Consider the following 22,898-nt stretch of genomic DNA (forward strand, 5'->3'; position numbering starts at 1 on the left):
GCAATGACGTCCATGAGCCGGCCTAGGGCCGCTCGTGGACTTTTTTTTGGGCGCTGACATGAAAAAACGAGTGATCCTCGCCGGGCACGGCATGGTCGGGCAGAAGTTTCTGGAGCAGCTCGCCGAACGCGCGGGCGACTGGCAGGTGGAGGTGCTCTGCGAAGAGCCGCGCCCGGCCTACGACCGCGTGCACCTGACCAGCTACTTCAGCGGCAGCAGCGCCGAGCAGCTGTCGCTGACGCCGCCGGACTTCTTCGCCAGCACCGGCTATGCACTGAATCTGGGCGAGGCGGTGGTCGCCATCGACCGCGAAGCCAAGACCGTCCGCAGCAGCCTGGGCCGGGTGCTGCCCTACGACCTCCTGGTGCTGGCCACCGGCTCCTATCCCTTCGTGCCGCCGCTGCCCGGCAAGGAGCGGCCGCACTGCCTGGTCTACCGCACCATCGAGGATCTCGAAGCGATCAAGGCCTCGGCGGCAGGCGCGCGTAGCGGCACCGTGATCGGCGGCGGCCTGCTCGGCCTGGAGGCGGCGAAGGCGCTCAAGGATCTCGGCCTCGCCACCCAGGTGGTGGAGTTCGCGCCGCGCCTGATGGCGGTGCAGATCGACGAGCTGGGCGGCCGCCTGCTGCGGCGCAAGATCGAGGCGCTGGGGGTGGCGGTGCACACCCAGAAGAACAGCACCGACATCGTCGATGGCGAGCAGGGCCGGCACCGCCTGCGCTTCGCCGACGGCAGCCATCTCGACACCGATCTGATCCTGTTCTCCGCCGGCATCCGCCCGCGCGACGAGCTGGCGCGCGGCAGCGGCCTGGCGGTGGGCGAGCGCGGCGGCATCGTCATCGACAACCACTGCCGCACTTCCGACCCCAGCATCTACGCGATTGGCGAATGCGCGCTGTGGGAGAAGAAGATCTACGGCCTGGTCGCACCCGGCTACCAGATGGCCGAGGTGGCGGCGGCGACCATCGCCGACGCGGCGTCGCCGGCGCAGTTCCAGGGTGCGGACATGAGCACCAAACTGAAACTCATGGGCGTCGATGTTGCCTCGATCGGCGACGCCCACGGCGCCACCGTGGACGCGCTCAACTACGTCTACAGCGACGAGGTCGCCGGCATCTACAAGAAGCTGGTGGTGAGCGGCGACCAGAAGCGCCTGCTCGGCGCGGTGCTGGTTGGCGAGGCCGCCGACTACGGCAACCTCCTGCAGTTCGCGCTCAATGGCATCGCCCTGCCGGCGCACCCGGAGGAGCTGATCCTGCCGGCGCGCGAGGGCGGCGCCAAGAAAGGCCTGGGCGTGGAGCTGCTGCCGGACAGCGCCACCATCTGCTCCTGCAACAACGTCAGCAAGGGCGCACTCTGCAGCGCAGTGGCCGAAGGCTGCACCAGCCTCGGCGCGCTGAAGAAATGCACCAAGGCCGGCACCAGCTGCGGCGGCTGCGCGGCCTTGGTGAAGCAGGTGCTGGACGCCGAGCTCAAGGCCCAGGGCTTCAGCATCAGCAACCACCTCTGCGAGCACTTCCCGCACTCGCGCCAGGAGCTGTTCCACCTGGTCAAGCTGGGCGGGCTGAAGAGCTTCGACGCGGTGCTGCTCAAGCACGGCCAGGGCCGCGGCTGCGACATCTGCAAGCCCACCATCGCCTCGATCCTCGCCTCGGTGTGGAACGAGCACATTCTCAAGCCGCGCCACGCCGCGATCCAGGACAGCAACGACTACTACCTCGCCAACCTGCAGAAGGACGGCAGCTACTCGGTGGTGCCGCGCATCCCCGGCGGCGAGATCACGCCGGAGAAGCTGATCGTGATCGGCCAGGTGGCGCAGCGCTACGGCCTCTACACCAAGATCACCGGCGGCCAGCGCATCGATCTGTTCGGCGCGCGGGTCGAGCAACTGCCGCTGATCTGGAAGGCGCTGGTCGACGCCGGCTTCGAGTCGGGTCATGCCTACGGCAAGTCCATGCGCACGGTGAAGAGCTGCGTCGGCTCGACCTGGTGCCGCTACGGCGTGCAGGACTCGGTGGGCATGGCGATCCGGCTCGAACACCGGTATCGCGGGCTGCGCTCGCCGCACAAGATCAAGCTGGCGGTGAGCGGCTGCACGCGCGAATGCGCCGAGGCGCAGGGCAAGGACGTCGGCGTGATCGCCACCGAGAAGGGCTGGAACCTCTACGTCTCCGGCAACGGCGGCATGAAGCCACGCCACGCCTCGCTGCTCGCCACCGATCTCGATGACGCGAGTCTGGTGCGCTACATCGACCGCTTCCTGATGTTCTACATCCGCACCGCCGACCGCCTGCAGCGCACCTCCACCTGGCTGGACAACCTCGAAGGCGGCATCGACTACGTGAAGAAGGTGGTGCTGGAAGACTCGCTGGGCATCGCCGCCGAGCTGGAAACCGAGATGCAGGGCCTGGTCGACACCTACGAGTGCGAGTGGAAGAAGGCGATCAACGACGAGCAGACGCTCAAGCGCTTCCGTCACTTCGTCAACTCGGCCGAGCCGGACGCCAACATCCAGTTCGTCGACGAGCGCGGCCAGATCCGCCCGGCGCGCGCCGCCGAAAAAATCACGGAGACCGTCGCATGACCGCGCAAGCACTGTGGACCTATGTCTGCCCGCTGAACGCCATCGTCCCCAACACCGGCGTCTGCGCCAAGGTCGGGCGCGAGCAGGTGGCGGTGTTCCGGCTGGTGTCGCCGGACGGCGTGGAGGAGGGCGTGCATGCGCTCGGCCAGTTCGATCCGCGCTCGCAGGCCAACGTGCTCTCGCGCGGTCTGCTCGGCGATCTCGGCGGCGTCGCGGTGGTGGCCTCGCCGGTCTACAAAAATCATTACGCCCTGGAGACCGGCGCATGTCTGGAGGACGAGTCGCTGTCGGTGCCGGTGTACCCGGTGCGCGTGGCGGAAGGGCAGGTCTTCGTGGGCCGCCGGCCTGCGGACAGAGCCTGAGTCAGGGCGATGCAGAAGCTGGTGATCGTCGGCGGCGGCATGGCGTCGGCGCGGCTGCTCGAAGAGCTGCATGCGCGGGCGCCAGACCGCTATGCCATCGAGGTCCACGGCGAGGAGCCTGAGGGCCACTACAACCGTGTGCTGCTGTCGCCGGTGCTGGCCGGCGAGATGGCCGCGAGCGAGATCATCACCCACCCGCCGGCCTGGCATGCCGCGCGTGGCATCCGCTTTTTCGGCGGCGATCCGGTGACCGCCATCGACCGCGCGCGGCGGCGCCTGCGGACACGCAGCGGTGCCGAGTCCGGCTACGACCAGCTGGTGCTCGCCACCGGTGCCGCGGCCTTGCGGCCGGCGCTGCCCGGCATGGACCTGCCGGGCGTGCTGGCCTTCCGCGATTTCAGCGATCTCGCGCAACTGGAAGCCGGCATCCGCCGTGGTGGCCGCGCCCTGGTGGTCGGCGGCGGCGTGCTTGGCCTGGAGGCGGCGATGGCGCTACGGCACCGCGGCCTCGACGTCTGCGTGCTGAACCGCTCCGGCGCGCTGATGGAGCGCCAGCTCGATGCCGAGGCCTCCGGCCTGCTGCGGGCCGAGCTGGAGCGCCAGGGTCTGCGCTTTGAGCTGCACGCCGAGACCCAGGCGCTGCTCGGTGAGGAGCGGGTCACGGCGCTGCAACTGCGCGACGGCCGCGTGCTCGCCGCCGATCTGGTGCTGTTCGCCACCGGCATTCAGCCGCGCATGGCGCTGGCGCAGGCGGCGGGCCTGGCCTGCGGACGCGGCATCCAGGTGGACGACGCGCTGCGCAGCTCCGATGCCGCGATCAGCGCCGTCGGCGAATGCCTGGAGCATCGCGGCCAGTGCTACGGCCTGGTGGCGCCGGTCTACGAACAGGCGCGGGTGCTGGCGGCGCGGCTGGCGGGCGAGCACGCGGCGCATTACCCGGGCTCGGCCACCTCGCTCAAGCTCAAGGTCAGCGGCATCGAGCTGTTCTCGGCCGGCGAGTTCGTCGGCGCCGAGGGCGACGAGCTGCTCCGCTACCGCGACCCCCGGCGCGGCATCTACAAGAAGCTGGTGCTGCGCGCCGGCCGCCTGGTCGGCGCGGTGCTGATCGGCGATGCCCGCGACAGCGGCTGGTACTTCGAGCTGATCCAGAGTGGCCAGCCTATCGGCGCCTGGCGCCGCTCGCTGTTGTTCGGACGCGCCTACTGCCTGGTCGCGGACGCGGCATGAGCACCAGTGCGCCGGTGCGCACCACCTGCCCCTACTGCGGCGTCGGCTGCGGTGTGCTGGCGAGCCCGCGCACCGACGGCGGCGTCGACATCGCTGGCGACCCCAGCCACGGCGCCAGTCTCGGCCGGCTGTGCGTGAAGGGCTCGGCGCTGGGGGAGACGGTGGGGCTGGAGGAGAGGTTGCTGTACCCGGTGCTGAGAACGCCCCCTCCCCAGCCCTCCCCCGTACACGGGGGAGGGAGTTCCGACTCCTCCCCCCGCGAGCGGGGGGAGGCCGGGAGGGGGGCGGTTGCCGAGCGCAGGGCGACCTGGGACGAAGCCCTGGACACCGTCGCCCAGGGCTTCGCCCGCATCATCGCCGAGCACGGCCCCGACGCCGTCGCCTTCTACGTCTCCGGCCAGTTGCTGACCGAGGACTACTACCTCGCCAACAAGCTGATGAAGGGCTACATCGGCTCGGCCAACATCGACACCAATTCGCGGCTGTGCATGTCCTCGGCGGTGGCCGGCCACAAGCGCGCCTTCGGCGAAGACCTGGTGCCCGGTTGCTACGAGGATTTCGAGACGGCCGAGCTGGTGGTGCTGGTCGGCTCCAACACCGCCTGGTGCCATCCGGTGCTGTTCCAGCGCCTGAGTGCCGCCAAGCAGGCGCGGCCGGAGCTGCAGATCGTGGTGATCGACCCGCGCCGTACCGCCAGCTGCGAGCTGGCCGACCTGCATCTGCCGCTGGCGCCGGGCAGCGATGTGGCGCTGTTCAACGGCCTACTCGCCTGGCTGCACCAGAAGGGCCTGGGCGATGCCGCGTTTCTCTCCGAGCACACCCGCGGCGCCGAGGCGGCGGTGGCGGTGGCGGTGGAGACCAGCGGCTCGCTGGCGCATGTGGCGCGCGCCTGCGGGCTGCCGGAGCCGCTGCTGCGGCAGTTCTACGCGCTCTGGGGCCGCAGCGAGAAAGTGGTGACCGCCTTCTCGCAGGGCGTCAACCAGTCGTCGAGCGGCACCGACAAGGTCAACGCCATCAGCAACTGCCACCTCTACACCGGCCGCATCGGCAAGCCGGGCGCCAGCCCCTTCTCGATCACCGGCCAGCCCAATGCCATGGGCGGCCGCGAGGTCGGCGGCCTGGCCAATATGCTGGCCGCGCATCTCGACCTCGACCAGCCGGCGCATCGCGCGCTGGTGCAGAGCTACTGGCGCTCGCCGCGCATCGCCAGCCAGCCGGGGCTCAAGGCGGTGGAGCTGTTCGAGGCGATCCACGCCGGGCGGGTGAAGGCGGTGTGGATCATGGCCACCAACCCGGTGGTGAGCCTGCCCGACGCCGACCGTGTGCGCGCGGCGCTGGCGCGCTGCGAGCTGGTGGTGGTCTCCGAGGTGATGGCGCGCACCGACACCGCCGACCTCGCCCATGTGCTGCTGCCGGCCCTGGCCTGGGGCGAGAAGGACGGCACGGTGACCAATTCCGACCGCCGCATCTCGCGCCAGCGGGCCTTTCTGCCGGCGCCCGGTGAGGCGCGCGCCGACTGGTGGGCGATCGCCGAAGTGGCCAAGCGCATGGGCTTTGCCGAGGCCTTCGCGCAGCGCAGCGCGCAGGAGATTTTCGTCGAGCACGCCAGGCTCTCCGCCTACCGCAACCGCCCTCGCCCCATCTCGCAAGCGGGAGAGGGCTCAGGCGCCGAGGCGACCGACATCCATCGCGTCTTCAACCTCGCCGGCCTCGCCGGGCTGAGCGCGGCCGACTACGACCGCCTCGAACCCCTGCAGTGGCCGCTGCCGAACCCGCCCCCGGTCTCCGGCGCGCCGGCTTCCCGGCTGTTCGCCGACGGCCAGTTCGCCCATCCCGACGGCCGCGCGCGGCTGCTGCCGCTGTGGCCGCGCGGGCCGGCGCACCAGACCGACGACGACTGGCCGCTGGTGCTCAACACCGGCCGCGTGCGCGACCAGTGGCACACCATGAGCCGCACCGGCAAGTCGCCGAAGCTGGCCGCGCATCTGCCCGAGCCCTATGTCGAGATCCATCCCCAGGAGGCGCTGCTCTGGGGCGTGCAGGACGGCCGCCTGGCGCGGGTGAGCAGCCGCTGGGGCGCCTGCGTGCTGCGGGTGAAGACCTCCAGCGGCATCCCGCGCCGGCAGCTGTTCGTGCCCATCCACTGGAACGGCCGCACCGCCTCCGATGCGCGGGTCGGCGCGCTGGTGAATCCGGCGGTGTGCCCGCTCTCCGGCGAGCCGGAGTTCAAGCACACGCCGGCGCGGTTGGAGCCCTTCCAGGTCGACTGGCACGGCTTTGTGCTGAGCCGCCGGCCGCTGCCCGAAGCGGTATTGCGCGGCCTGCCGGAGCTGACCTGGTGGACGCGCATCCAGGGCAGCCGGTTTTTGCGCTACGAACTCGCTGGCCGCGGCCCGGCCGCCATGGACAGCGCCTGGGCGCGGCAGCTGCTGGCGGCACCGACCGACGAGCCCGACTGGCTGGAAGCCAGCGACCCCGGCGAGGGCCAGTACCGCGCCGCGCTGCTGGCCGACGAGCAGCTCGCCGCCTGCCTGTTCCTGTCGCCGCGGCCGGAAGACCTGCCGACCCGCAACTGGCTGTCCGGCCTGTTCGTGCAGGAGCGGCTCACCGAGGCCGACCGCGCCGCGCTGCTGGCCGGCCAGCCGCTGGACCCGGCCAGCGACCCCGGCGCCACGGTCTGCTCCTGCTTCGGCGTCGGCCGCAATCCCATCGTCGCCGCGATCCGCGCCGGCTGCGCTAGCCCGGAGGCCCTGGGTGCGCAGCTCAAATGCGGCAGCAACTGCGGCTCCTGCATCCCGGAGCTGCGGCAACTGATTGCCGCCGTGCACGCCGAGCAGACCTAGCGGCAAGCGCTAGCTATGATCGCCGCCATGCCCACCGCCGCCACCGCCGTTGCCACTCCTCCGCTGTCCGCCGGCGTGCTCGCCGGCGGCGCCGGCCTGCGCCTGGGCGGCGCCGACAAGGGCCTGCTGCCTTTCCGCGGCCGGCCGCTGATCGACTGGGTGCTGGCGGCGCTGCGGCCACAGTCGGTCGAGCAGCTGATCTCCGCCAACCGCCATCCCGAGCGCTACGCCGCCTATGGTCTGCCGGTGCTCGCCGACCGTGGCGGCCAGGGGCCGCTGGCCGGGCTGGCCGCGCTGCTGACCGCGGCGCGCCAGGACTGGCTGCTGTGCGTGCCCTGTGACAGCCCGGAGCTGCCCGCCGAACTCGGCGCCCGCCTGTACGCCGCCGCCCTGGCCGCCGACGCGCCGGCCGCCTATCTGCACGACGACCTCGGCCCGCACCCGACCTTCTGCCTGGTCCGCTGCGCTCTAGCCGCCTCGGCGCAGGCGGCGGCCGAGCAGCAGCAGGGCCTGGTGGCCTGGCTGGACGCGCAGGGCGCGGCGCGCCTACGGGCGCCGGCGCCGGTGAATCTCAATACCGTGGAAGACTTCGCCGCCGCCGAGGCCAGGCCATGAGCGGGCCGGTGCAGGCGCCGCTGGTCGATGCGCGCGGCCGGCTCAAGCGCAAGCTGCGGGTCTCGCTCACCGACCGCTGCAATCTGCGCTGCCACTACTGCATGCCCGAGCAGCCGCGCTGGCTGCCGAAGGCGGCGCTGATGAGCCGCGAGGAGCTGCGCCGCCTGGTCGGCCTGTTCGTGCGCGCGCTGGGCATCGCCGAGCTGCGGCTTACCGGCGGCGAGCCGCTGCTGCGGCCGGATCTGGAAGACATCGTCCGCGAGCTGGGCGCGCTGCGCGCCCAGGGCCTGGAGCGCATCGCGCTCACCAGCAATGCCTCGCGGCTGGCGCCAAGGGCGGCGGCGCTGCGCGCGGCCGGGCTGGACGACCTCAACATCAGCCTCGACGCCATCGAGCCCGAGCGCTTCCGCGCGCTCACCGGCGGCGCGCTAGCGCCGGTGCTGGCCGGCATCGCCGCCGCGGTCGCCGCCGGCCTGCCGCTCAAGCTCAACTGCGTGCTGATCCGCGGTGCCAACGACGACCAGGTACTGCCGCTGCACCAGTGGGCGCGGGAGCGCGGCCTGCCGCTGCGCTACATCGAGTTCATGCCGCTCGACGGCCGCCAGAGCTGGGCGCCGGAAAAGGTCTACCGCGAAGACGAGATCATCGCCCAGCTGTCGGCGCTGGAGCCCCTGCGGGCGCTGCCGCGCGGCCACGATCCGGCCGCCTATTACGCCAGCGCCGACGGCTATCGGGTCGGCGTCATCTCCACCATCTCCAAGCCGTTTTGCAGCCGCTGCGACCGCCTGCGGCTGGACGCGCGCGGCCAGCTCTACACCTGCCTGTTCTCGGCGCAGTCCTGCGATCTGCTGACGCCGCTGCGCGCCGGCGCCGACGATGCCGCGCTGCTGGCGCTGATCCGCAACGCGGTCTGGCACAAGCCGGCCGGCTACGCCGAGCAGCCCGGCTATGTCGAGCGGACCATCACCATGCATCACCTGGGGGGTTGAAGCGCATGCAGGTTCGTGTCGAATGCTGCGGCGCCAGCGGCCGCCTGGCCGGCGCGGCGCAACTGGACGTGGAGTTGCCGGAAGGCGCCGACGTGCGGGCGCTGTTCGCGCGGCTGGGCGAGCGCTCGGCGGAATTCGCAGCACTGCTGGAGAGCTGCGCCTGCGCGCGCGGCGATGCGCTGGTGCACCGGGCCACCCCGCTGGCGGACGGCGACCAGTTGGCGCTGCTGCCACCGGTGGCAGGAGGGTGAGCGGGCGCGCCTTGCGAGTGCCTGCGGCACTCGCTGCGCCCGCGAACGCCAGGCCAGGGAGGGCCGGGCCGGGGCCTGATCGGAGCGCGTGGTCGCGCCAGGGACGGCATCTGCCCTTTTCGAGGAGCTGGACATGTCCGATTGGGAACTGAACCGCATCCAGTCGCAACCGCTATCGCTAGACGCCCTGCTGGCCGGCAGTGAGCGCAACGACTGCGGCGCGCTGGCGATCTTCGCCGGCACCGTGCGCGACCACCATCAGGGCCGCGCCGTGGTCTCGCTGAGCTACTCGGCCTACGCGAAGCTGGCCGAAAAACTGATCCGGGAAATCGAGCAGGAAGTCGCCGAACGCCACGGCGTGGCGGTCTGTCGGGTGGTGCACCGGGTCGGCGCGCTGGCGATCGGCGATACCGCCATCCTCGCCCTCGCCCGTGGCGCGCACCGCGCCGAAACCTTCGCCGCCCTGCGCGCCCTGGTCGAGGCGGTGAAGCAGCGCGCGCCGATCTGGAAGGAGGAGTTCTATGCCGACGGCAGCAGCGCCTTTGTCGCCGGCTGCGCCCTGGTGACGCCGGAGGACGCGCCGCCCGCCGAGAGCCGTCTGCACTGCCTGCCCAGCCATGCGCAGGTCGAGACCGGAGTCGAAGAACCCATCGAGATTCTTGGAGAGCCGTACTGATGCGCGATGTCAGCCTCAAGCCCAACAGCCTGCGCAGCGCCACCGCCGAGGGCCGGGTGCGGCTGTCCGCCGCCGGGCTGGCGCTGATCCGCGAGCGGCGGGTGGACAAGGGCGATGTGCAGGAATGCGCGCGCATCGCCGGCCTGATGGCGGTGAAGAAGACGCCGGACTGGCTGCCGCACTGCCACCCGCTGCCCATCCTCGACGCCGGCCTGGACTTCACGCTGGAGGAGACCGCGCTGCGCATCACCGCGCGGGTGCGCACCATCGCCGCCACCGGCGTCGAGATGGAGGCGCTGACCGCGGTGAGCGCGGCGGCGCTGACCGTCTACGACATGATGAAGCCGCATGTGCCGGCCGCCGAGCTGGGCATCGACGGCATCCACCTGTTGGAGAAGCAGGGCGGCAAGTCCGACTTCAGCCGCGACGCCGGCGGCGCCAGCGCGGCGGTGATCGTGCTCTCCGACACCGTCGCCGCCGGCCGCAAGCCCGATACCGCCGGCAAGTCGGTGGCCGAGGGCCTGCAGGCCGCCGGCTTCACGCTCGCCGCCTACGAGGTGCTGCCGGACGAGCCGGCGCAGCTCGAAGCCCGCGTGCGCCACTGGCTGGATCAGGGCCTGGCGCTGATCGTCAGCGTCGGCGGCACCGGCGTCGGGCCGCGCGACAAGACCGTCGAGACCCTGCGGCCGCTGCTGGTCACCGAGCTGCCGGGGCTGATGGAGGCGGCGCGCAACTTCGGCCAGCAGCGCACGCCCTACGCCATGCTCTCGCGCGGCGTCGCCGGGCTGGCCGGCAGCAACACCGTGCTGATGACCTTTCCCGGCAGCCGCAAGGGCGCCGAGGAATCGCTGGCGGCGGTGCTGCCGGGCCTGGTGCACCTGATCCGCGCCTGCCGCTGGGGCCAGCCGCATGCCGGCGGCTATCGCTAAACGACGCCACCGACCATGACCGAGCAACTGCCCCTGCTGATCGCCGCGGTATTCACCGTCGCCCTGCTCTATGCCTCGGTGGGCCATGCCGGCGCCTCCGGCTATATCGCGGTAATGAGTCTCCTGGGCCTGGCGCCGGACAGCATCAAGCCGCTGGCGCTGATGCTCAATGTGCTGGTCGCCAGCATCGGCAGCGTCCAGTTCTGGCGTGCCGGGCATTTCCGCTGGTCGCTGTACTGGCCGTTCGCGCTCGCCGCCCTGCCTTGCGCGGCGCTGGGCGGCTATCTGCAATTGCCGACGCTGGGCTTCCAGATGCTGGTCGGCCTGGCGCTGCTGCTGTCCGCCGCCAATCTCCTGCTGCGGCCGCCGCCCGAGACCACGACCCGGCCGCCGCCGCTGCCACTGGCCCTGGCGGTGGGCGCCGGCCTGGGCCTGCTCGCCGGGCTCACCGGCACCGGCGGCGGGATCTACCTGACGCCGCTGATGCTGTTCCTGCGCTGGGCGCCGATGCGCCAGGTCGCGGCGGTGTCGGCGCCGTTCATCCTGCTCAACTCGCTGGCCGGCCTGGCCGGGCATTTCGCCGCCGGCCAGGCCTTGCCGACACTGGCCGCGCCGCTGCTGCTGGCGGTGGGCCTGGGTGGCCTGATCGGTGCGCGCCTGGGCGCGCTGCATCTGCCGGTGGCCAGCATCAAGCGGCTGCTCTCGCTGGTGCTGCTGTTCGCCGGGCTCAAGCTGGTACGGCTGATATGAGGTGCGGACGATGATCCCGGTCGACGAGGCGCTGGCGCGGGTGCTGGCGGCGGTGCCGGTGCTGGGGACCGAGGAGTTGCCGCCGACGGCGGCGCTCGGCCGGGTGCTGGCGGCACCGGCGCACAGCGCGCACCCGCTGCCGCTGTTCACCCAGAGCGCGGTCGATGGCTATGCCGTCCGCCAGGCCGATCTCGCGCGGCTGCCGGCGCGGCTGCCGCTGGCGCAGCACATCGCCGCCGGCGCCCATGCGCAGGCGCCGACGCTGGCACCGGGCAGCGCCGCGCGCATCCTCACCGGCGGCCTGCTGCCGCTGGGCGCCGACACCGTGGTGCGCCAGGAGCGCTGCCAGCGCGAAGGCGCGCACTTGCTGGTGGCGGAGCCTGTCGCCATCGGCACCGACATCCGCGAGCGCGGGGAGGAAATGCCCGCTGGCGCCGAGCTCGCCGGCGCGGGCAGCCGGCTCGGTCCCGGTCTGATCGCCGCCCTGGCCCTGGGCGGCATGACTCGCGTGCGAGTGCATCGACAACCGCGGGTGGTGGTGCTGGTCAGCGGCGACGAGGTGGTGGCCGGCGGCGCGCCGCTGGCGCTGGGCCAGGTGCCGGACGCCAACGGCCCGCTGCTCGCGGCTTACTTTCAGCACTGGCGCCTGCCGCTGCTGCGGCTGGAGGCGGTGGCCGATACCGAGGCGGCGGTGCGCGCGGCGCTGGCGCGCGCCTTCGCCGAAGCCGACTTGGTGATTACCACCGGCGGCGTCTCGGTGGGCGATCATGACTACATCCCGGCGGTGGCCGAATCCCTGGGCGCCGAGCGGCTGCTGTGGAAGGTGGCGCAGAAGCCGGGCATGCCGCTCTACGTCGCCCGCCGCCAGGGCGCCCTGCTGTTCGGGCTGCCGGGCAATCCGGCCTCGGTGCTGGTGAACCTCTTGGTCTACGTGCGCGCGGCGCTGGACGCGATGGCGGGACTGGAACCCGCCGCCCGCTGGCGCAGCGCCGAGGCGCCAGCGACAAATCTGCGCGCCGATCCGCAGAAGACGCTCTGGCTGCGCGCGGTGCAGCAACCCGACGCCGAAGGCCGGCCACAACTGCGCACGCTGAGCGGCCAGGCCTCGCACATGCTCGGCAACCTGGCCCAGGCCAATGCCCTGCTGCGCCTGCCGCCTGCCGGCGAGGGGCCGCTGCCGGCACAACTGCGCTGGCTGGCCCTGGAAGAGTGAGGGCGGCGGCCGTTGGCCGCCTGTGAGGGCGCGGGTTCGCTGCGCTCCCCGCTGTGAGGGCGGGCCGCTGCGCGACCCTGTGAGGGATAAGCAATAGCAAGCATTGCGGGGCTAGCGACGCCCGCGATTCGCTTCGGCTTTTCCCTCACAGCGATGCGTAGCATCGCGCCCTTACAGCGAGCCCGCGCAGCGGGCAGCGCCCTCACAGGCGGCCAACGGCCGCCGCCCTCACCGCTCAGCCGCCTTCGAGATTGCCCAGCAGCTGGCGCATCAGCCGGTTGTTGGCGGCGAAGTTCGGCAGCTCGGCGAGGATGCTCTCCGGCCGCTGCACATAGCGCGCCGGCGCCGGGCGCTCCACCGCGAACCAGTCGCGGGCGTTGGCGGCGGTGACTTCCAGATGAAACTGGATACCGGCCACCCGCGTGCCCAGTGCATAGGCCTGGCGCGCGCAGGCCTCGCTGCCCATCAGCGACTCGCAGCCGGGCGGCAGCGCGAAAGTGTCGCCATGCCAGTGAAAGGCGGTGAATTCTTCGGGGAAGCCGGCGAAGGCGGCGGCGCCACGGCCGGCCTCGGTCAGCCGCAGCGGATGCCAGCCGATCTCCACCTCGGGATTGCGCGATACCGGGCCGCCGAGCTGGTCGGCGACGAGCTGGCTGCCCAGGCAGATGCCCAGCACCCGCTTGCCGCCGTCCAGAGCGCGGCGGATCAGCTGCTTCTCCGGCACCAGCCAGGGGTAGAGCGCGTGCTCGTAGATGTTCATCGGCCCGCCCATCACGATCAGCCAGTCGAAGCTCTCCGGCGCCGGCGGCGCCTCGCCGCGCTGCAGGCGGGTGTAGCGCACCTCGTGGCCGCGCGCGGCCAGCCAGGGGGCGATGCAGCCCAGGTCTTCGTGCTCGGCGTGCTGTAGCCAGTGAACGCGCATGTCGTAAGGGCAAGAGGGTTTGTGCCAGTGTAGCGAGCCCGGCGCGTGGCGGGACGGCGCTGGCGCCGCTCCCGTCGGCGAACCGGCGGGGTTTTCTCAGGTCCATCCACCGTGCCGCACCGTTTCCCTCCCTCATGCCCCGCGTCGGGGCCCACGCCATGAGTTCGCCAGCGGCGCGTCGCTGGCGACGGCTGTTGCTGGGCGCCAGCCTGCTGATCTCGGCCTGCGCCTATCTGCGCGCGCAGCCGCTGGATGCGGTCGCCAACCCGGAGCTGGACGAGCTTTCCGGCCTGAGCCGCTCGCTGGCCAGCGACGACTGGCTATGGGCGCACAACGACAGCGGCGACCGTGCGCGGCTGTTCCGGGTCGGCTTCGATGGCAGTGATGGCGGCGTGGTGGCGGTGCCAGGAGCCAAGGCTGTCGACTGGGAAGACATCGCCGCCTTCCGCTGGCGGCAACAGCCGGCGCTGCTGATCGGCGACATCGGCGACAACTACGCGCTGCGAAGGTCGGTGACGCTCTACGCGGTGCGCGATCCCGGCGCCGGCGGCGACACGGCAAAACTGCTGTGGTCCCTGCAGCTGCGCTATCCCGACGGCCCACGCGACGCCGAGGGCCTGGCGGTGGACCCGGTGAGCGGCGACATCCTGATCTTGAGCAAGCGCGAGCGGCCGCCACGGCTGTATCGGCTGGCGATGCCAGAGCAGGCGCCGGCGGCAGATCAGCTGCGGACCGCTGAACTGGTGGCGACGGTGTCGCATCTGCCCAAGCCGACACCGGCTGATCTCACCGACGATCCCAAGTTCGGCTTCCTGCGCGACTGGCCCACCGCCTTCGATTTCGCCCCCGACGGCAGCTATGCCGTGGTCGGCACCTACAAGGACGCCAATCTCTACCGCCGCCAGCCCGGGGACAGCTGGGCGGCGATGTTCGCGCGCCAGCCCGAGACCATCGACCTGCCGCAGTGGAAGCAGACCGAGGCGGGAACCATCAGCGCCGATGGCCGTCTGTACTGTGCCGGCTCCGAGCAACGCGCCGGCTTTGCCTGCCTGCCGCTGCCGGCGCCCTGAGGCATCCGGCGGCGCCCCGGTCACGTAATAGGAACAGGGCGCCGCGTCGCGCCCCGTTTGGAGGACACCCTGATGAATCGCCGTGCTCTGCTCAAGTGGATCGCTCTGCTGCCGGCGCTGTCGCTGGCCCGCGGCGCCGAGGCCGGAGTGAAAGTGCTCTCCAAGTTCAGCAAGAGCGACTGGCAGAAGCTGCTGCCGCCGGAGTCCTACCAGGTGCTGTTTGAAGAGGCCACCGAACGCGCCACCTCCAGCCCCCTCAATCACGAGAAACGCGAGGGCGTGTTTGTCTGCGCCGCCTGCTATTCACCGCTGTTCGACAGCGCGCACAAGTACGAGAGCGGCACCGGCTGGCCCAGCTTCTTCCAGCCGCGCGAGGGCCAGGTCGCCACCAAGACCGACTACTTCCTGCTCTACCCGCGTACCGAGTACCACTGCGCGCATTGCGGCGGCCACCAGGGCCATGTCTTCGACGACGGCCCGCCACCCACCGGCAAGCGCTACTGCAACAACGGCGTGGCGCTGCGCTTCGTGCCCAAGGGCGAAGCCCTGCCGACGACGCGGGGCCTGTCGTGAAGCGCGCCGGGCCGTTGCTGGCGCTGGCCTTGGCCCTGGTTCTGGGAGCGGCGCCGGGTGCCGGGCAGGCGGCTGGCGCCACCGCGCCTGCGCCAGGCAAGACCGAGCAGGCGATCTTCGCCGGCGGCTGCTTCTGGTGCGTGGAAGCCGATTTTGAAAAGCTGCCCGGCGTGATCACCGCCGAGTCCGGCTACACCGGTGGCAAGGAGCGCAACCCCAGCTACGAGCAGGTTTCGGCGCACGCCACCGGCCACACCGAGGCGGTACGCCTGACCTACGACCCGGCCAAGGTCAGCTATGCACAGCTGGTCGAGTACTTCTGGCGCCATATCGACCCGACCGTGCAGGACCAGCAGTTCTGCGATCACGGGCCGCAGTACCGCAGCGGCATCTACCCGCTGGACGCCAGCCAGCAGCAGATCGCCGAGGCCAGCAAGGCGGCGCTGGTGAAGAGCGGGCGGTTCAAGAACATCTACACCGAGATCGTCGCCGCCGGTCCGTTCTGGCCGGCCGAGGACTATCACCAGGGCTACTACCAGAAGAATCCGGTGCGGTATCAGTACTACCGCTTCGGTTGTGGCCGCGATGCGCGAGTGAAGGAACTCTGGGGCGAGGCGCACTGAGCGGGGTACGCAGTACACACGCGGTCGCAGGACGGCTCCCGCACCCACGCTGCGCGACACCGTGTCGCCGTCCTACCGCTTCGGTTGTGGCCGCGATGCGCGGGTGAAGGAACTCTGGGGGTCGGCCGGGTAAAGGACGATGGCCTTGAATGGCCATCGGCCCCGGCCGACGGGCATGCAGGGATGCATGCCCCGGGGCTCAATGCAAAGTGCGGGCTCGCGCCAGGGATGGCGGCGAATATCTAGGCTGCGCGTAACAGCGCCCCCACCCGTCAGAGCAGTGCTCTGACCCCCCGCACGCGTGTGAGGGAGACGAGCGCGGCTCAGGCCGAGGCCTGCAGCCACAGCGCCGCCACCCGCTCCAGCCCGGCGCGATCCGCTTCGTCGAAGCGGCCGGTCAGCGGGCTGTCGAGATCGAGCACGCCCAGCAGCTGGCCATCGCGGACCAGGGGCACGACGATCTCGGAGTTGCTGGCGGCATCGCAGGCGATGTGGCCAGGGAAGGCGTGCACGTCGAACACCACCTGAGTCTCGCGGCTGGCGGCGGCGGTGCCGCAGACGCCCTTGCCGAGCGCGATGCGCACGCAGGCGGGCTTGCCCATGAACGGGCCCAGCACCAGTTCGCGGCCGTCGTACAGATAGAAGCCGGCCCAGTTGAGGTCGGGCAGGCTGTGCCAGATCAGGCTGGCGAGGTTGGCGGCGTTGGCGATGCGGTCGGGCTCGCCGTGGAACAGGGCCTCGGCCTGCTGCGCCAGCAGCGCATAGGTTTCGGACTTGCCGGCGGCGGCGGTGCTGGTGTCGAGCTGGAACATGCGGATTGTGGATTCGAGATTGCGGCCACCATGGGGCCGGGAGCGGCAATCCGCAACGCCGGCCGCGCGCCGGCTGCGAAAAAACTTCCGGGCCGGTTTAAACCCTGGAGCCGGCACCGGCATCCTTGCCGGTCGCGTTACGATCACGCATTGCCTTTTCGAGGTCTCCCCAATGAATCGTTTTGCCCTGAGCGCCATGGCGCTCGCCCTCCTGGTTGCCTGCGGCAAGAAGGAAGCACCGCCTGCCAGCTCCGAGGTCGCCGCCCCGGTTGTGGCCGCCGCGCCGGTGTCCGGCATCGACCTGAGCCAGATCGAGGCCACCGTCCGTCCGCAGGACGACCTCTACCGCCATCTCAACGGCAAGTGGCTGGACAGCTTCGAGATCCCCGCCGACAAGTCCAACTACGGCTCGTTCACCAAGCTCGACGACCAGGCGCAGGAACAGCTCAAGGCGATCATCGAGACCGCCGCCGCCAGCAAGGACCGCAAGCCGGGCTCCGAGGAGCAGAAGGTCGGTGACTTCTTCGCCAGCTTCATGGACGAAGCCAAGCTGGAAGAGCTGGGCCTCAAGCCGCTGGCGCCGGAATTCGCCGCCATCGACGCGATCAAGGACAAGAAGGAGCTGGGCGCGCGCTTCGCGCACTTGAGCCGGCTCGGCGTCGATGCGCCGCTGTTCCTCTACATCCACCAGGATGCCAAGGACGCCACCCAGTACACCGCCGATCTGCTGCAGGCCGGCCTGGGCCTGCCGGAGCGCGACTACTACCTGCAGGACGACGCCAAGTTCAAGGACATCCGCGCCCAGTACCTGAAGCACCTGGAGACGGTGTTCGGGCTCGCTGGCCTCTCCGAGCCGGCGAAGGCCGCCAAGTCGGTGATGGCGCTGGAAACCCAGCTCGCCAAGGGCCATTGGGACAAGGTGAAAAACCGCGATCCGGTCGCCACCTACAACAAGTTCGAGGCCGGCAAGCTCACCACGCTGACCGGCGCCGTGGACTGGACCGCCTACCTCGACGGCCTCGGCCTCGCCGCGCAGCCGACGCTGGTGGTGAGCCAGCCCAGCTACGTCAGCGCGCTCGGCAAGGCGGTGCAGACGGTCAGCCTCGACGACTGGAAGATCTACCTGAAGTGGCGCTTGCTGGCGGGCTTCTCGCCCTTCCTGTCAAAGCCCTATGTCGATGCCGACTTCGCCTTCTTCAAGAAGACGCTCAACGGCCAGCAGGAAATGGAGCCGCGCTGGAAGCGGGGCGTGGACGTGGTCGAGTTCGGTTCCGGCGGTCTGGGTTTCTCCCGTGGTCTCTCCGAGGTCCTGGGCAAGCTCTACGTGGAAAAGCACTTTCCGCCGGAAGCCAAGGCGCGCATGGAGACCCTGGTCAAGAACCTGCTCACCGCCTACGGCCAGAGCATCGACGGCCTGAGCTGGATGAGCGACGAGACCAAGGCCGCGGCCAAGGTGAAGCTGTCGAAGTTCACTACCAAGATCGGTTATCCCGACCAGTGGCGTGACTACTCGGCCTTCGAGGTGAAGGCCGACGATCTCTACGGCAACCTGGTGCGCGGCGCCGAGTTCGACTACCAGCGCAACCTCGCCAAGCTCGGCAAGCCGATCGACCGCAAGGAATGGATCATGTCGCCGCAGACGGTGAACGCCTACTACAACCCGGAGATGAACGAGATCGTGTTCCCGGCGGCGATCCTGCAACCGCCGTTCTTCGATCTGAAGGCCGACGACGCGGTGAACTACGGCGGCATCGGCGCGGTGATCGGCCACGAGATCAGCCATGGCTTCGACGACCAGGGCAGCCAGTACGACGGCGACGGCAATCTGCGCATGTGGTGGACCAAGGACGACCGCGCCAAGTTCGAGGCCCTGGGCGCCAAGCTGGCCGCGCAGTACGACAGCTACGAGCCGGTGAAGGGCTACCACGTCAACGGCAAGTTCACGCTCGGCGAGAACATCGGCGACCTCGGCGGCCTCACCGTCGCGCACAAGGCCTATGTGCTGTCGCTGGCCGGCAACCCAGCGCCGGTGATCGACGGCTACACCGGCGACCAGCGCTTCTTCCTCGGCTGGGCGCAGGTCTGGCGCCGCAAGTACCGCGAGGAGAACCTGCTCACCCGCATCAAGACCGATCCGCACTCGCCCAGCGAGTTCCGCGCCAATGGCACGCCGGTGAACATCCCGGCCTTCCACGCCGCCTTCGGCACCAAGGAGGGCGACAAGATGTACAAGCCCGAGGCCGAGCGCATCGTGATCTGGTGAGCCACAGCAGCAACAACCGGGCCGGTCGCAAGACCGGCCTTCTTGTTTTCAGACTTCGAGGAAGCCCATGACCACGCTCCTGTTTCGCCGCTCCACCTTCGCGCTCGCCGCCGCGCTGCTGCTCGCCGGCTGCGGCCTGCATCGACTCGATCGCCCCGATGCGGCGGCCACCACCGCTGCGCCGGCCGCAGCCGCACTCGGTTCCGGCGTGATCGACGCCAACCTCGACCGCAGCGTGCGGCCGCAGGACGATCTGTTCCGCTACGTCAACGGCAGTTGGCTCAAGGCCAACGCCATCCCCGCCGACAAGACCAGCTACGGCATCGACGGCCTGCTCGACGACCGCAATCAGGACTGGCTCAAGGCGCTCGTGGAGCAGGCCTCCGCCAGCGGCGCGCCGGGCAGCGAGGCACGCAAGATCGGCGACCTCTACGCCGCCTATCTCGACGAGACCAAGCTCAACGCGCTCGGCGCCAAGCCCTTGTTCCCGCTGCTGACGCGCATCGACGGCGTGGACTCGCGCAAGGCCATGCCGGCGCTCTACGCCGAGCTGGACCTGCTCGGCGTCGGCACGCCAGTGGCGCCCTATGTGCACCCGGACGCGCGCGATGTCTCGCGCTACAGCCTCGATCTCTACCAGTCTGGCCTGGGCCTGCCCGATCGCGACTTCTATCTCGACAGCGGCGAGCGCTTCGTGAAGCTGCGCGCGGCCTATCTCACCTACATGACGCAGTTGTTCAAGCTCGCGGGCGAGAAGAACCCCGCCGGCAAGGCCAAGGAGGTGCTGGCTTTCGAGACCGCGCTTGCCAAGCTGCACTGGAGCAAGGTCGAGAACCGTGACCCGGTGAAGACCTACAACCCGCGCACGCTCAAGGCGCTGGCCAAGGAAGCGCCCGGTTACGACTGGTCGGCCTGGGTCGCCGGCCTGGGCCTGAAGACCGACGCCGTGGTGGTGAGCCAGCCCAGCTATCTCAAGGGCTACGCCAGGCTCGCCGCGAAAACGCCGCTGGCCACGCTCAAGGCGCATGCCAAGCTGCGCGCCATCGCCGCCTCCGCGCCTTACCTGAGCCAGGACTTCTACGACGCGCATTTCGCGCTACGCAAGGCGCTCTCCGGCGTCGAGCAGCCGCAGCCGCGCTGGAAGCGCGGCCTGGACGTGGTCGAAGGCGGCCTCGGCGAGGCGATGGGCAAGCTCTATGTCGCCGAGCATTTCCCAGAAGCCTCCAAGCAGAAGGTGCAGGCACTGGTCGGCAATCTGCTCAAGGCCTATGCGCAGAAGGTGGATACGCTGGAATGGATGAGCCCGGAAACCAAGGCGCAGGCCAAGGACAAGCTGGCCAAGTTCACCGTCAAGGTCGGCTACCCGGACAAGTGGCGTGACTACTCGGGGCTGGAGATCGTCGCCGGAGACCTGCTGGGCAACATCCAGCGCAGCAGCCGCTTCGAGGCGCGCTACAACCTCGACAAGCTCGGCCAGCCGGTGGACCGCAGCGAGTGGCAGATGACGCCGCAGACCATCAACGCCTACTACGATCCGCAGCAGAACGAGATCGTGTTCCCGGCGGCGATCCTGCAGGCGCCGTATTTCGACGCCAGCGCCGACGATGCCGTGAACTACGGCGCCATCGGCGCGGTGATCGGCCACGAGATCAGCCACGGCTTCGACGACGAGGGCAGCCAGTTTGACGGCGACGGCAATCTCCGCGACTGGTGGACCAAGGAAGACCGCGAGCGCTTCGAGGCGCGCGCCAAGCAGCTCGCCCAGCAGTTCGACGGCTACGAGCCGGTGCCCGGTCTGCACGTCAACGGCGAGCTGACCCTGGGCGAGAACATCGCCGACCTCGCCGGCATCATCATCGCCTACCGCGCCTGGGAGATTTCCCTCAACGGCCAGCCGGCACCGGTGATCGACGGCCACACGGGCGCCGAGCGCTTCTTCGCCGGCTACGCGCAGAGCTGGATGACCAAGGTGCGCGAGGAGACCCAGGTCACCCGCCTGAAGTCCGATCCGCACTCGCCGCCGGACCTGCGCGTCAACGGCGTGGTGGTGAACGTGCCGGCCTTCCACGAGACCTACGGCACCAAGCCGGGCGATGGGCTCTACAAGGCGCCGGAGGCGCGCGTCGCGATCTGGTAAGCGCGCGTCGCGAAGCGACGACCCGGCGCGCCGCGATGGTGCGCCGGGTTTTCTTTGGCTACTCTACATACCGAACAGTTTGGAGATTTCCATGAGCAGCCCCAAGAGCTTCGTCGAGCTGTTGACGCCCACTGCCAGCGCGCCCGGCGAGTTGCAGTTCGAGATCAGCGAGGACTGGCTGCAGGGCCGCAGCGCCTTCGGCGGCCTGCAGGCGGCACTGGCGCTGGCGGCGATGCGCCAGCTCACCGGTGTCACCGCGCCGCTGCGGGTCTTGCAGACCACCTTCATGGCGCCGGTGCCGCAGGGCCTGGTGAGCCTGCGCGCGCAGGTGCTGCGCGCCGGCAAGTCGGTGACCCATGTCGAGGCGCGCATCGAGGCCGAGGGCAGCACGCTGGCCCTGTTCGTCGGCGTGTTCGGCGCCGGCCGGCCGTCCAACATCGTGGTGCCGATGGCGGTGCCGGCGCTGCCGGAAAAAGGTCCGGAAGGCTTGCGCGACCTGCCGTTCGCGCGCGGCATCGCGCCCAACTTTCTGCAGTACTACGCGATGCGCTGGGCCGAGGGCGGCTGGCCGTTCAGCAACACGCCGGGGGCGACCACGCGCATCTGGCTGAAGTCGCGTGAGGCCGCACCGAGCGTCGCGCAGTTCGGCGAGCACGCCGCCGAGCTGGCCTTGGTGGCCCTGGCCGACGCCATCCCCTCGCCGGCGATCTCCTGGCTCAAGACACCGGCCCCGGCCAGCTCGCTGACCTGGACGCTGGAGCTGATCGAGCCGGCGCCGGCGCCGGACGACGCGCAGCGCTTTGGCGTTGGGCACGACTACTGGCGCATCGACTCCGAGATTCACTCCGCGAAGGAGGGCTACATCGCCCAGACCGCCATCGTCCACAGCCCGGACAACCGGCCGGTGGCGCTGTCGCGGCAGTCGGTGGTGATCTTTGCCTGAGCGCCCCTGAGTCAACCCTGGTGCCATCGCTCCGCCAGGACTGAGACAGGGCCCGACATCCGGGCCTGCCAAGACCGGCTGTCATCTCCAACCTTTGGTTGGTTGACGCCGCTCCACCCGCCACGCCTAATGGACCAACCGTTCAATTGTGCGCCATGGAGGAGAACCCCTTGCGCTCTACCGTCCCCGCTGCCCCACGCCCCGGCGTGCCCAAAGACCCGCTCTACCAGGCGCCCGCCATCGCCTGGCCGAGCCTGGGCCTGTTCGCCTTGGCGCTGCTGATCTGGGGTGGCGCGCTCTGGGGCGCGGTGGAAGGCTACCTGCACCCGGCGCTGGCGGTGGCCCTGCAAACGGTGGCGGCATTCATGCAGTTCACCGTGCTGCACGACGGCGTGCACCGCTCGCTGCTGCGCGGCTACCCGCGACTCAACGATCTGGTTGCGGGCATTGGCGGTAGCTTCCTGGGCATCGTCGGCTCGGTGACCGCCTTCCGCTATGCCCACTTCGCGCACCACCGCTACACCAACGAGACCGAGCGCGACCCCGACCTCTGGAGCGGAACGGCGCGCTCGCCCTGGCTGCTGCCGCTGCACTGGGCCACGGCCGACCTCTACTACGCCCTGCTGATCCTGCGCGACCGCGCGCGCATCCCGGCCAAGGACCAGCTCGCCATCGTCGGCACCGTGGCGCTGATCCTGGGCGGCTACGCCACCGCCTGCGCACTCGGCTATGGCTACGAGGCGACGCTGTACTGGCTGCTGCCCTCGCGGCTGGCGATTCTCTGGCTGGCCTGCGCCTTCAACTACCTGCCGCACCATCCGCATGCGGTGGAGCAGTCGCACAACCCCTACGCCGCCACCAATGTCCGCGCCGGCGGCGAGCCACTGATGCGCTGGCTGTTCCTCTACCAGAACTATCACCTCATCCATCACCTGTTCCCCAGCGTGCCGTTCTACCGCTACCGGCGGATCTGGCGGCAGCGCGAGACCGAGTTCGTGCGCCTGGGCGCGCCGGTGGTGCGTTGGTGGCAACTGGAGACCAGCTCCGGGCACTAGGGCCAGGTGGTGAGGCTACGCGGGCCGCTGCGTTAACAGGCCCCAAGCCGCTCGCTATCAT

20 protein-coding genes are annotated in these 22,898 nt (G+C 70.3%); 18 read left to right on the plus strand and 2 right to left on the minus strand.

Annotated elements, in window-relative coordinates; all coding sequences use genetic code 11:
* Nucleotides 1-58: 58 nt before the first annotated feature.
* From nirB to AC3WT6_RS02425, 11 genes are all read left to right on the plus strand, one after another.
* Nucleotides 59-2,584: a nitrite reductase large subunit NirB gene (gene nirB / locus AC3WT6_RS02375; protein WP_492651953.1), complete on the plus strand. Its 2,526-nt coding sequence runs from the start codon at nt 59-61 to the stop codon at nt 2,582-2,584.
* On the plus strand, nt 2,581-2,946 hold the full coding sequence (gene nirD, locus AC3WT6_RS02380; protein WP_492651954.1) for a nitrite reductase small subunit NirD: 366 nt from the start codon (nt 2,581-2,583) through the stop codon (nt 2,944-2,946). The genes nirB and nirD overlap by 4 nt, the downstream gene beginning before the upstream one ends.
* Nucleotides 2,947-2,955: 9 nt before the next feature.
* Nucleotides 2,956-4,173, plus strand: a complete 1,218-nt coding sequence (locus AC3WT6_RS02385; protein WP_492651955.1) for an NAD(P)/FAD-dependent oxidoreductase — start codon at nt 2,956-2,958, stop codon at nt 4,171-4,173.
* Nucleotides 4,170-7,016, plus strand: a complete 2,847-nt coding sequence (locus AC3WT6_RS02390) for a nitrate reductase (RefSeq protein ID WP_492651956.1) — start codon at nt 4,170-4,172, stop codon at nt 7,014-7,016. Before AC3WT6_RS02385 ends, AC3WT6_RS02390 begins: the two co-directional genes overlap by 4 nt.
* A gap of 27 nt (nt 7,017-7,043) precedes the next feature.
* The gene (mobA, locus tag AC3WT6_RS02395; protein WP_492651957.1) at nt 7,044-7,631 is read left to right on the plus strand and encodes a molybdenum cofactor guanylyltransferase MobA; all 588 of its coding nucleotides are present in this window, start codon (nt 7,044-7,046) and stop codon (nt 7,629-7,631) included.
* Nucleotides 7,628-8,620 carry a GTP 3',8-cyclase MoaA gene (moaA, locus tag AC3WT6_RS02400; protein ID WP_492651958.1) on the plus strand — a complete coding sequence of 331 codons (993 nt, stop codon included), beginning with the start codon at nt 7,628-7,630 and terminating at the stop codon, nt 8,618-8,620. Before mobA ends, moaA begins: the two co-directional genes overlap by 4 nt.
* 5 nt (nt 8,621-8,625) lie before the next feature.
* The gene (locus tag AC3WT6_RS02405; RefSeq protein ID WP_492651959.1) at nt 8,626-8,871 is read left to right on the plus strand and encodes a MoaD/ThiS family protein; all 246 of its coding nucleotides are present in this window, start codon (nt 8,626-8,628) and stop codon (nt 8,869-8,871) included.
* A gap of 133 nt (nt 8,872-9,004) precedes the next feature.
* The gene (locus tag AC3WT6_RS02410) at nt 9,005-9,547 is read left to right on the plus strand and encodes a molybdenum cofactor biosynthesis protein MoaE (protein WP_492651960.1); all 543 of its coding nucleotides are present in this window, start codon (nt 9,005-9,007) and stop codon (nt 9,545-9,547) included.
* Nucleotides 9,547-10,476, plus strand: coding sequence for a bifunctional molybdenum cofactor biosynthesis protein MoaC/MoaB (moaCB, locus tag AC3WT6_RS02415; protein WP_492651961.1), 930 nt, complete (start codon nt 9,547-9,549; stop codon nt 10,474-10,476). The genes AC3WT6_RS02410 and moaCB overlap by 1 nt, the downstream gene beginning before the upstream one ends.
* 15 nt (nt 10,477-10,491) lie before the next feature.
* Entirely contained in the window at nt 10,492-11,226 is a 735-nt protein-coding gene (locus AC3WT6_RS02420; protein ID WP_492651962.1) for a TSUP family transporter, read from the plus strand.
* Between the two features lie 10 nt (nt 11,227-11,236).
* The gene (locus AC3WT6_RS02425) at nt 11,237-12,439 is read left to right on the plus strand and encodes a molybdopterin molybdotransferase MoeA (protein ID WP_492651963.1); all 1,203 of its coding nucleotides are present in this window, start codon (nt 11,237-11,239) and stop codon (nt 12,437-12,439) included.
* Nucleotides 12,440-12,674: 235 nt separating this feature from the next.
* Here the strand turns inward: AC3WT6_RS02425 and AC3WT6_RS02430 are convergent, their stop codons facing one another.
* Nucleotides 12,675-13,361, minus strand: a complete 687-nt coding sequence (locus AC3WT6_RS02430) for a type 1 glutamine amidotransferase (protein WP_492651964.1) — start codon at nt 13,359-13,361, stop codon at nt 12,675-12,677.
* Nucleotides 13,362-13,495: 134 nt separating this feature from the next.
* Between AC3WT6_RS02430 and AC3WT6_RS02435 the strand changes: the two genes are divergently transcribed.
* From AC3WT6_RS02435 to msrA, 3 genes are all read left to right on the plus strand, one after another.
* Nucleotides 13,496-14,431, plus strand: coding sequence for a hypothetical protein (locus AC3WT6_RS02435; protein ID WP_492651965.1), 936 nt, complete (start codon nt 13,496-13,498; stop codon nt 14,429-14,431).
* A gap of 72 nt (nt 14,432-14,503) precedes the next feature.
* On the plus strand, nt 14,504-15,004 hold the full coding sequence (gene msrB / locus AC3WT6_RS02440; RefSeq protein WP_492651966.1) for a peptide-methionine (R)-S-oxide reductase MsrB: 501 nt from the start codon (nt 14,504-14,506) through the stop codon (nt 15,002-15,004).
* Nucleotides 15,001-15,627, plus strand: a complete 627-nt coding sequence (gene msrA, locus AC3WT6_RS02445; protein ID WP_492651967.1) for a peptide-methionine (S)-S-oxide reductase MsrA — start codon at nt 15,001-15,003, stop codon at nt 15,625-15,627. The genes msrB and msrA overlap by 4 nt, the downstream gene beginning before the upstream one ends.
* A gap of 323 nt (nt 15,628-15,950) precedes the next feature.
* Here msrA and AC3WT6_RS02450 read toward each other — a convergent pair whose 3' ends face one another.
* Nucleotides 15,951-16,439: a GAF domain-containing protein gene (locus tag AC3WT6_RS02450; RefSeq protein WP_492651968.1), complete on the minus strand. Its 489-nt coding sequence runs from the start codon at nt 16,437-16,439 to the stop codon at nt 15,951-15,953.
* A 172-nt stretch (nt 16,440-16,611) separates the two neighbouring features.
* Here AC3WT6_RS02450 and AC3WT6_RS02455 point away from each other — a divergent pair, with 172 nt between their 5' ends.
* From AC3WT6_RS02455 to AC3WT6_RS02470, 4 genes are all read left to right on the plus strand, one after another.
* Entirely contained in the window at nt 16,612-18,702 is a 2,091-nt protein-coding gene (locus AC3WT6_RS02455) for a M13 family metallopeptidase (RefSeq protein ID WP_492651969.1), read from the plus strand.
* Between the two features lie 67 nt (nt 18,703-18,769).
* Nucleotides 18,770-20,839 (plus strand): M13 family metallopeptidase, encoded by a 2,070-nt coding sequence (locus AC3WT6_RS02460; RefSeq protein ID WP_492651970.1) that lies wholly within the window; start codon nt 18,770-18,772, stop codon nt 20,837-20,839.
* 91 nt (nt 20,840-20,930) lie between these two features.
* Nucleotides 20,931-21,782, plus strand: coding sequence for an acyl-CoA thioesterase (locus AC3WT6_RS02465; protein ID WP_492651971.1), 852 nt, complete (start codon nt 20,931-20,933; stop codon nt 21,780-21,782).
* Nucleotides 21,783-21,952: 170 nt separating this feature from the next.
* Entirely contained in the window at nt 21,953-22,837 is an 885-nt protein-coding gene (locus AC3WT6_RS02470) for a fatty acid desaturase family protein (protein WP_492651972.1), read from the plus strand.
* Nucleotides 22,838-22,898 lie beyond the last annotated feature (61 nt).

This window comes from Stagnimonas sp. FW305-C-60 (genome assembly GCF_058782965.1).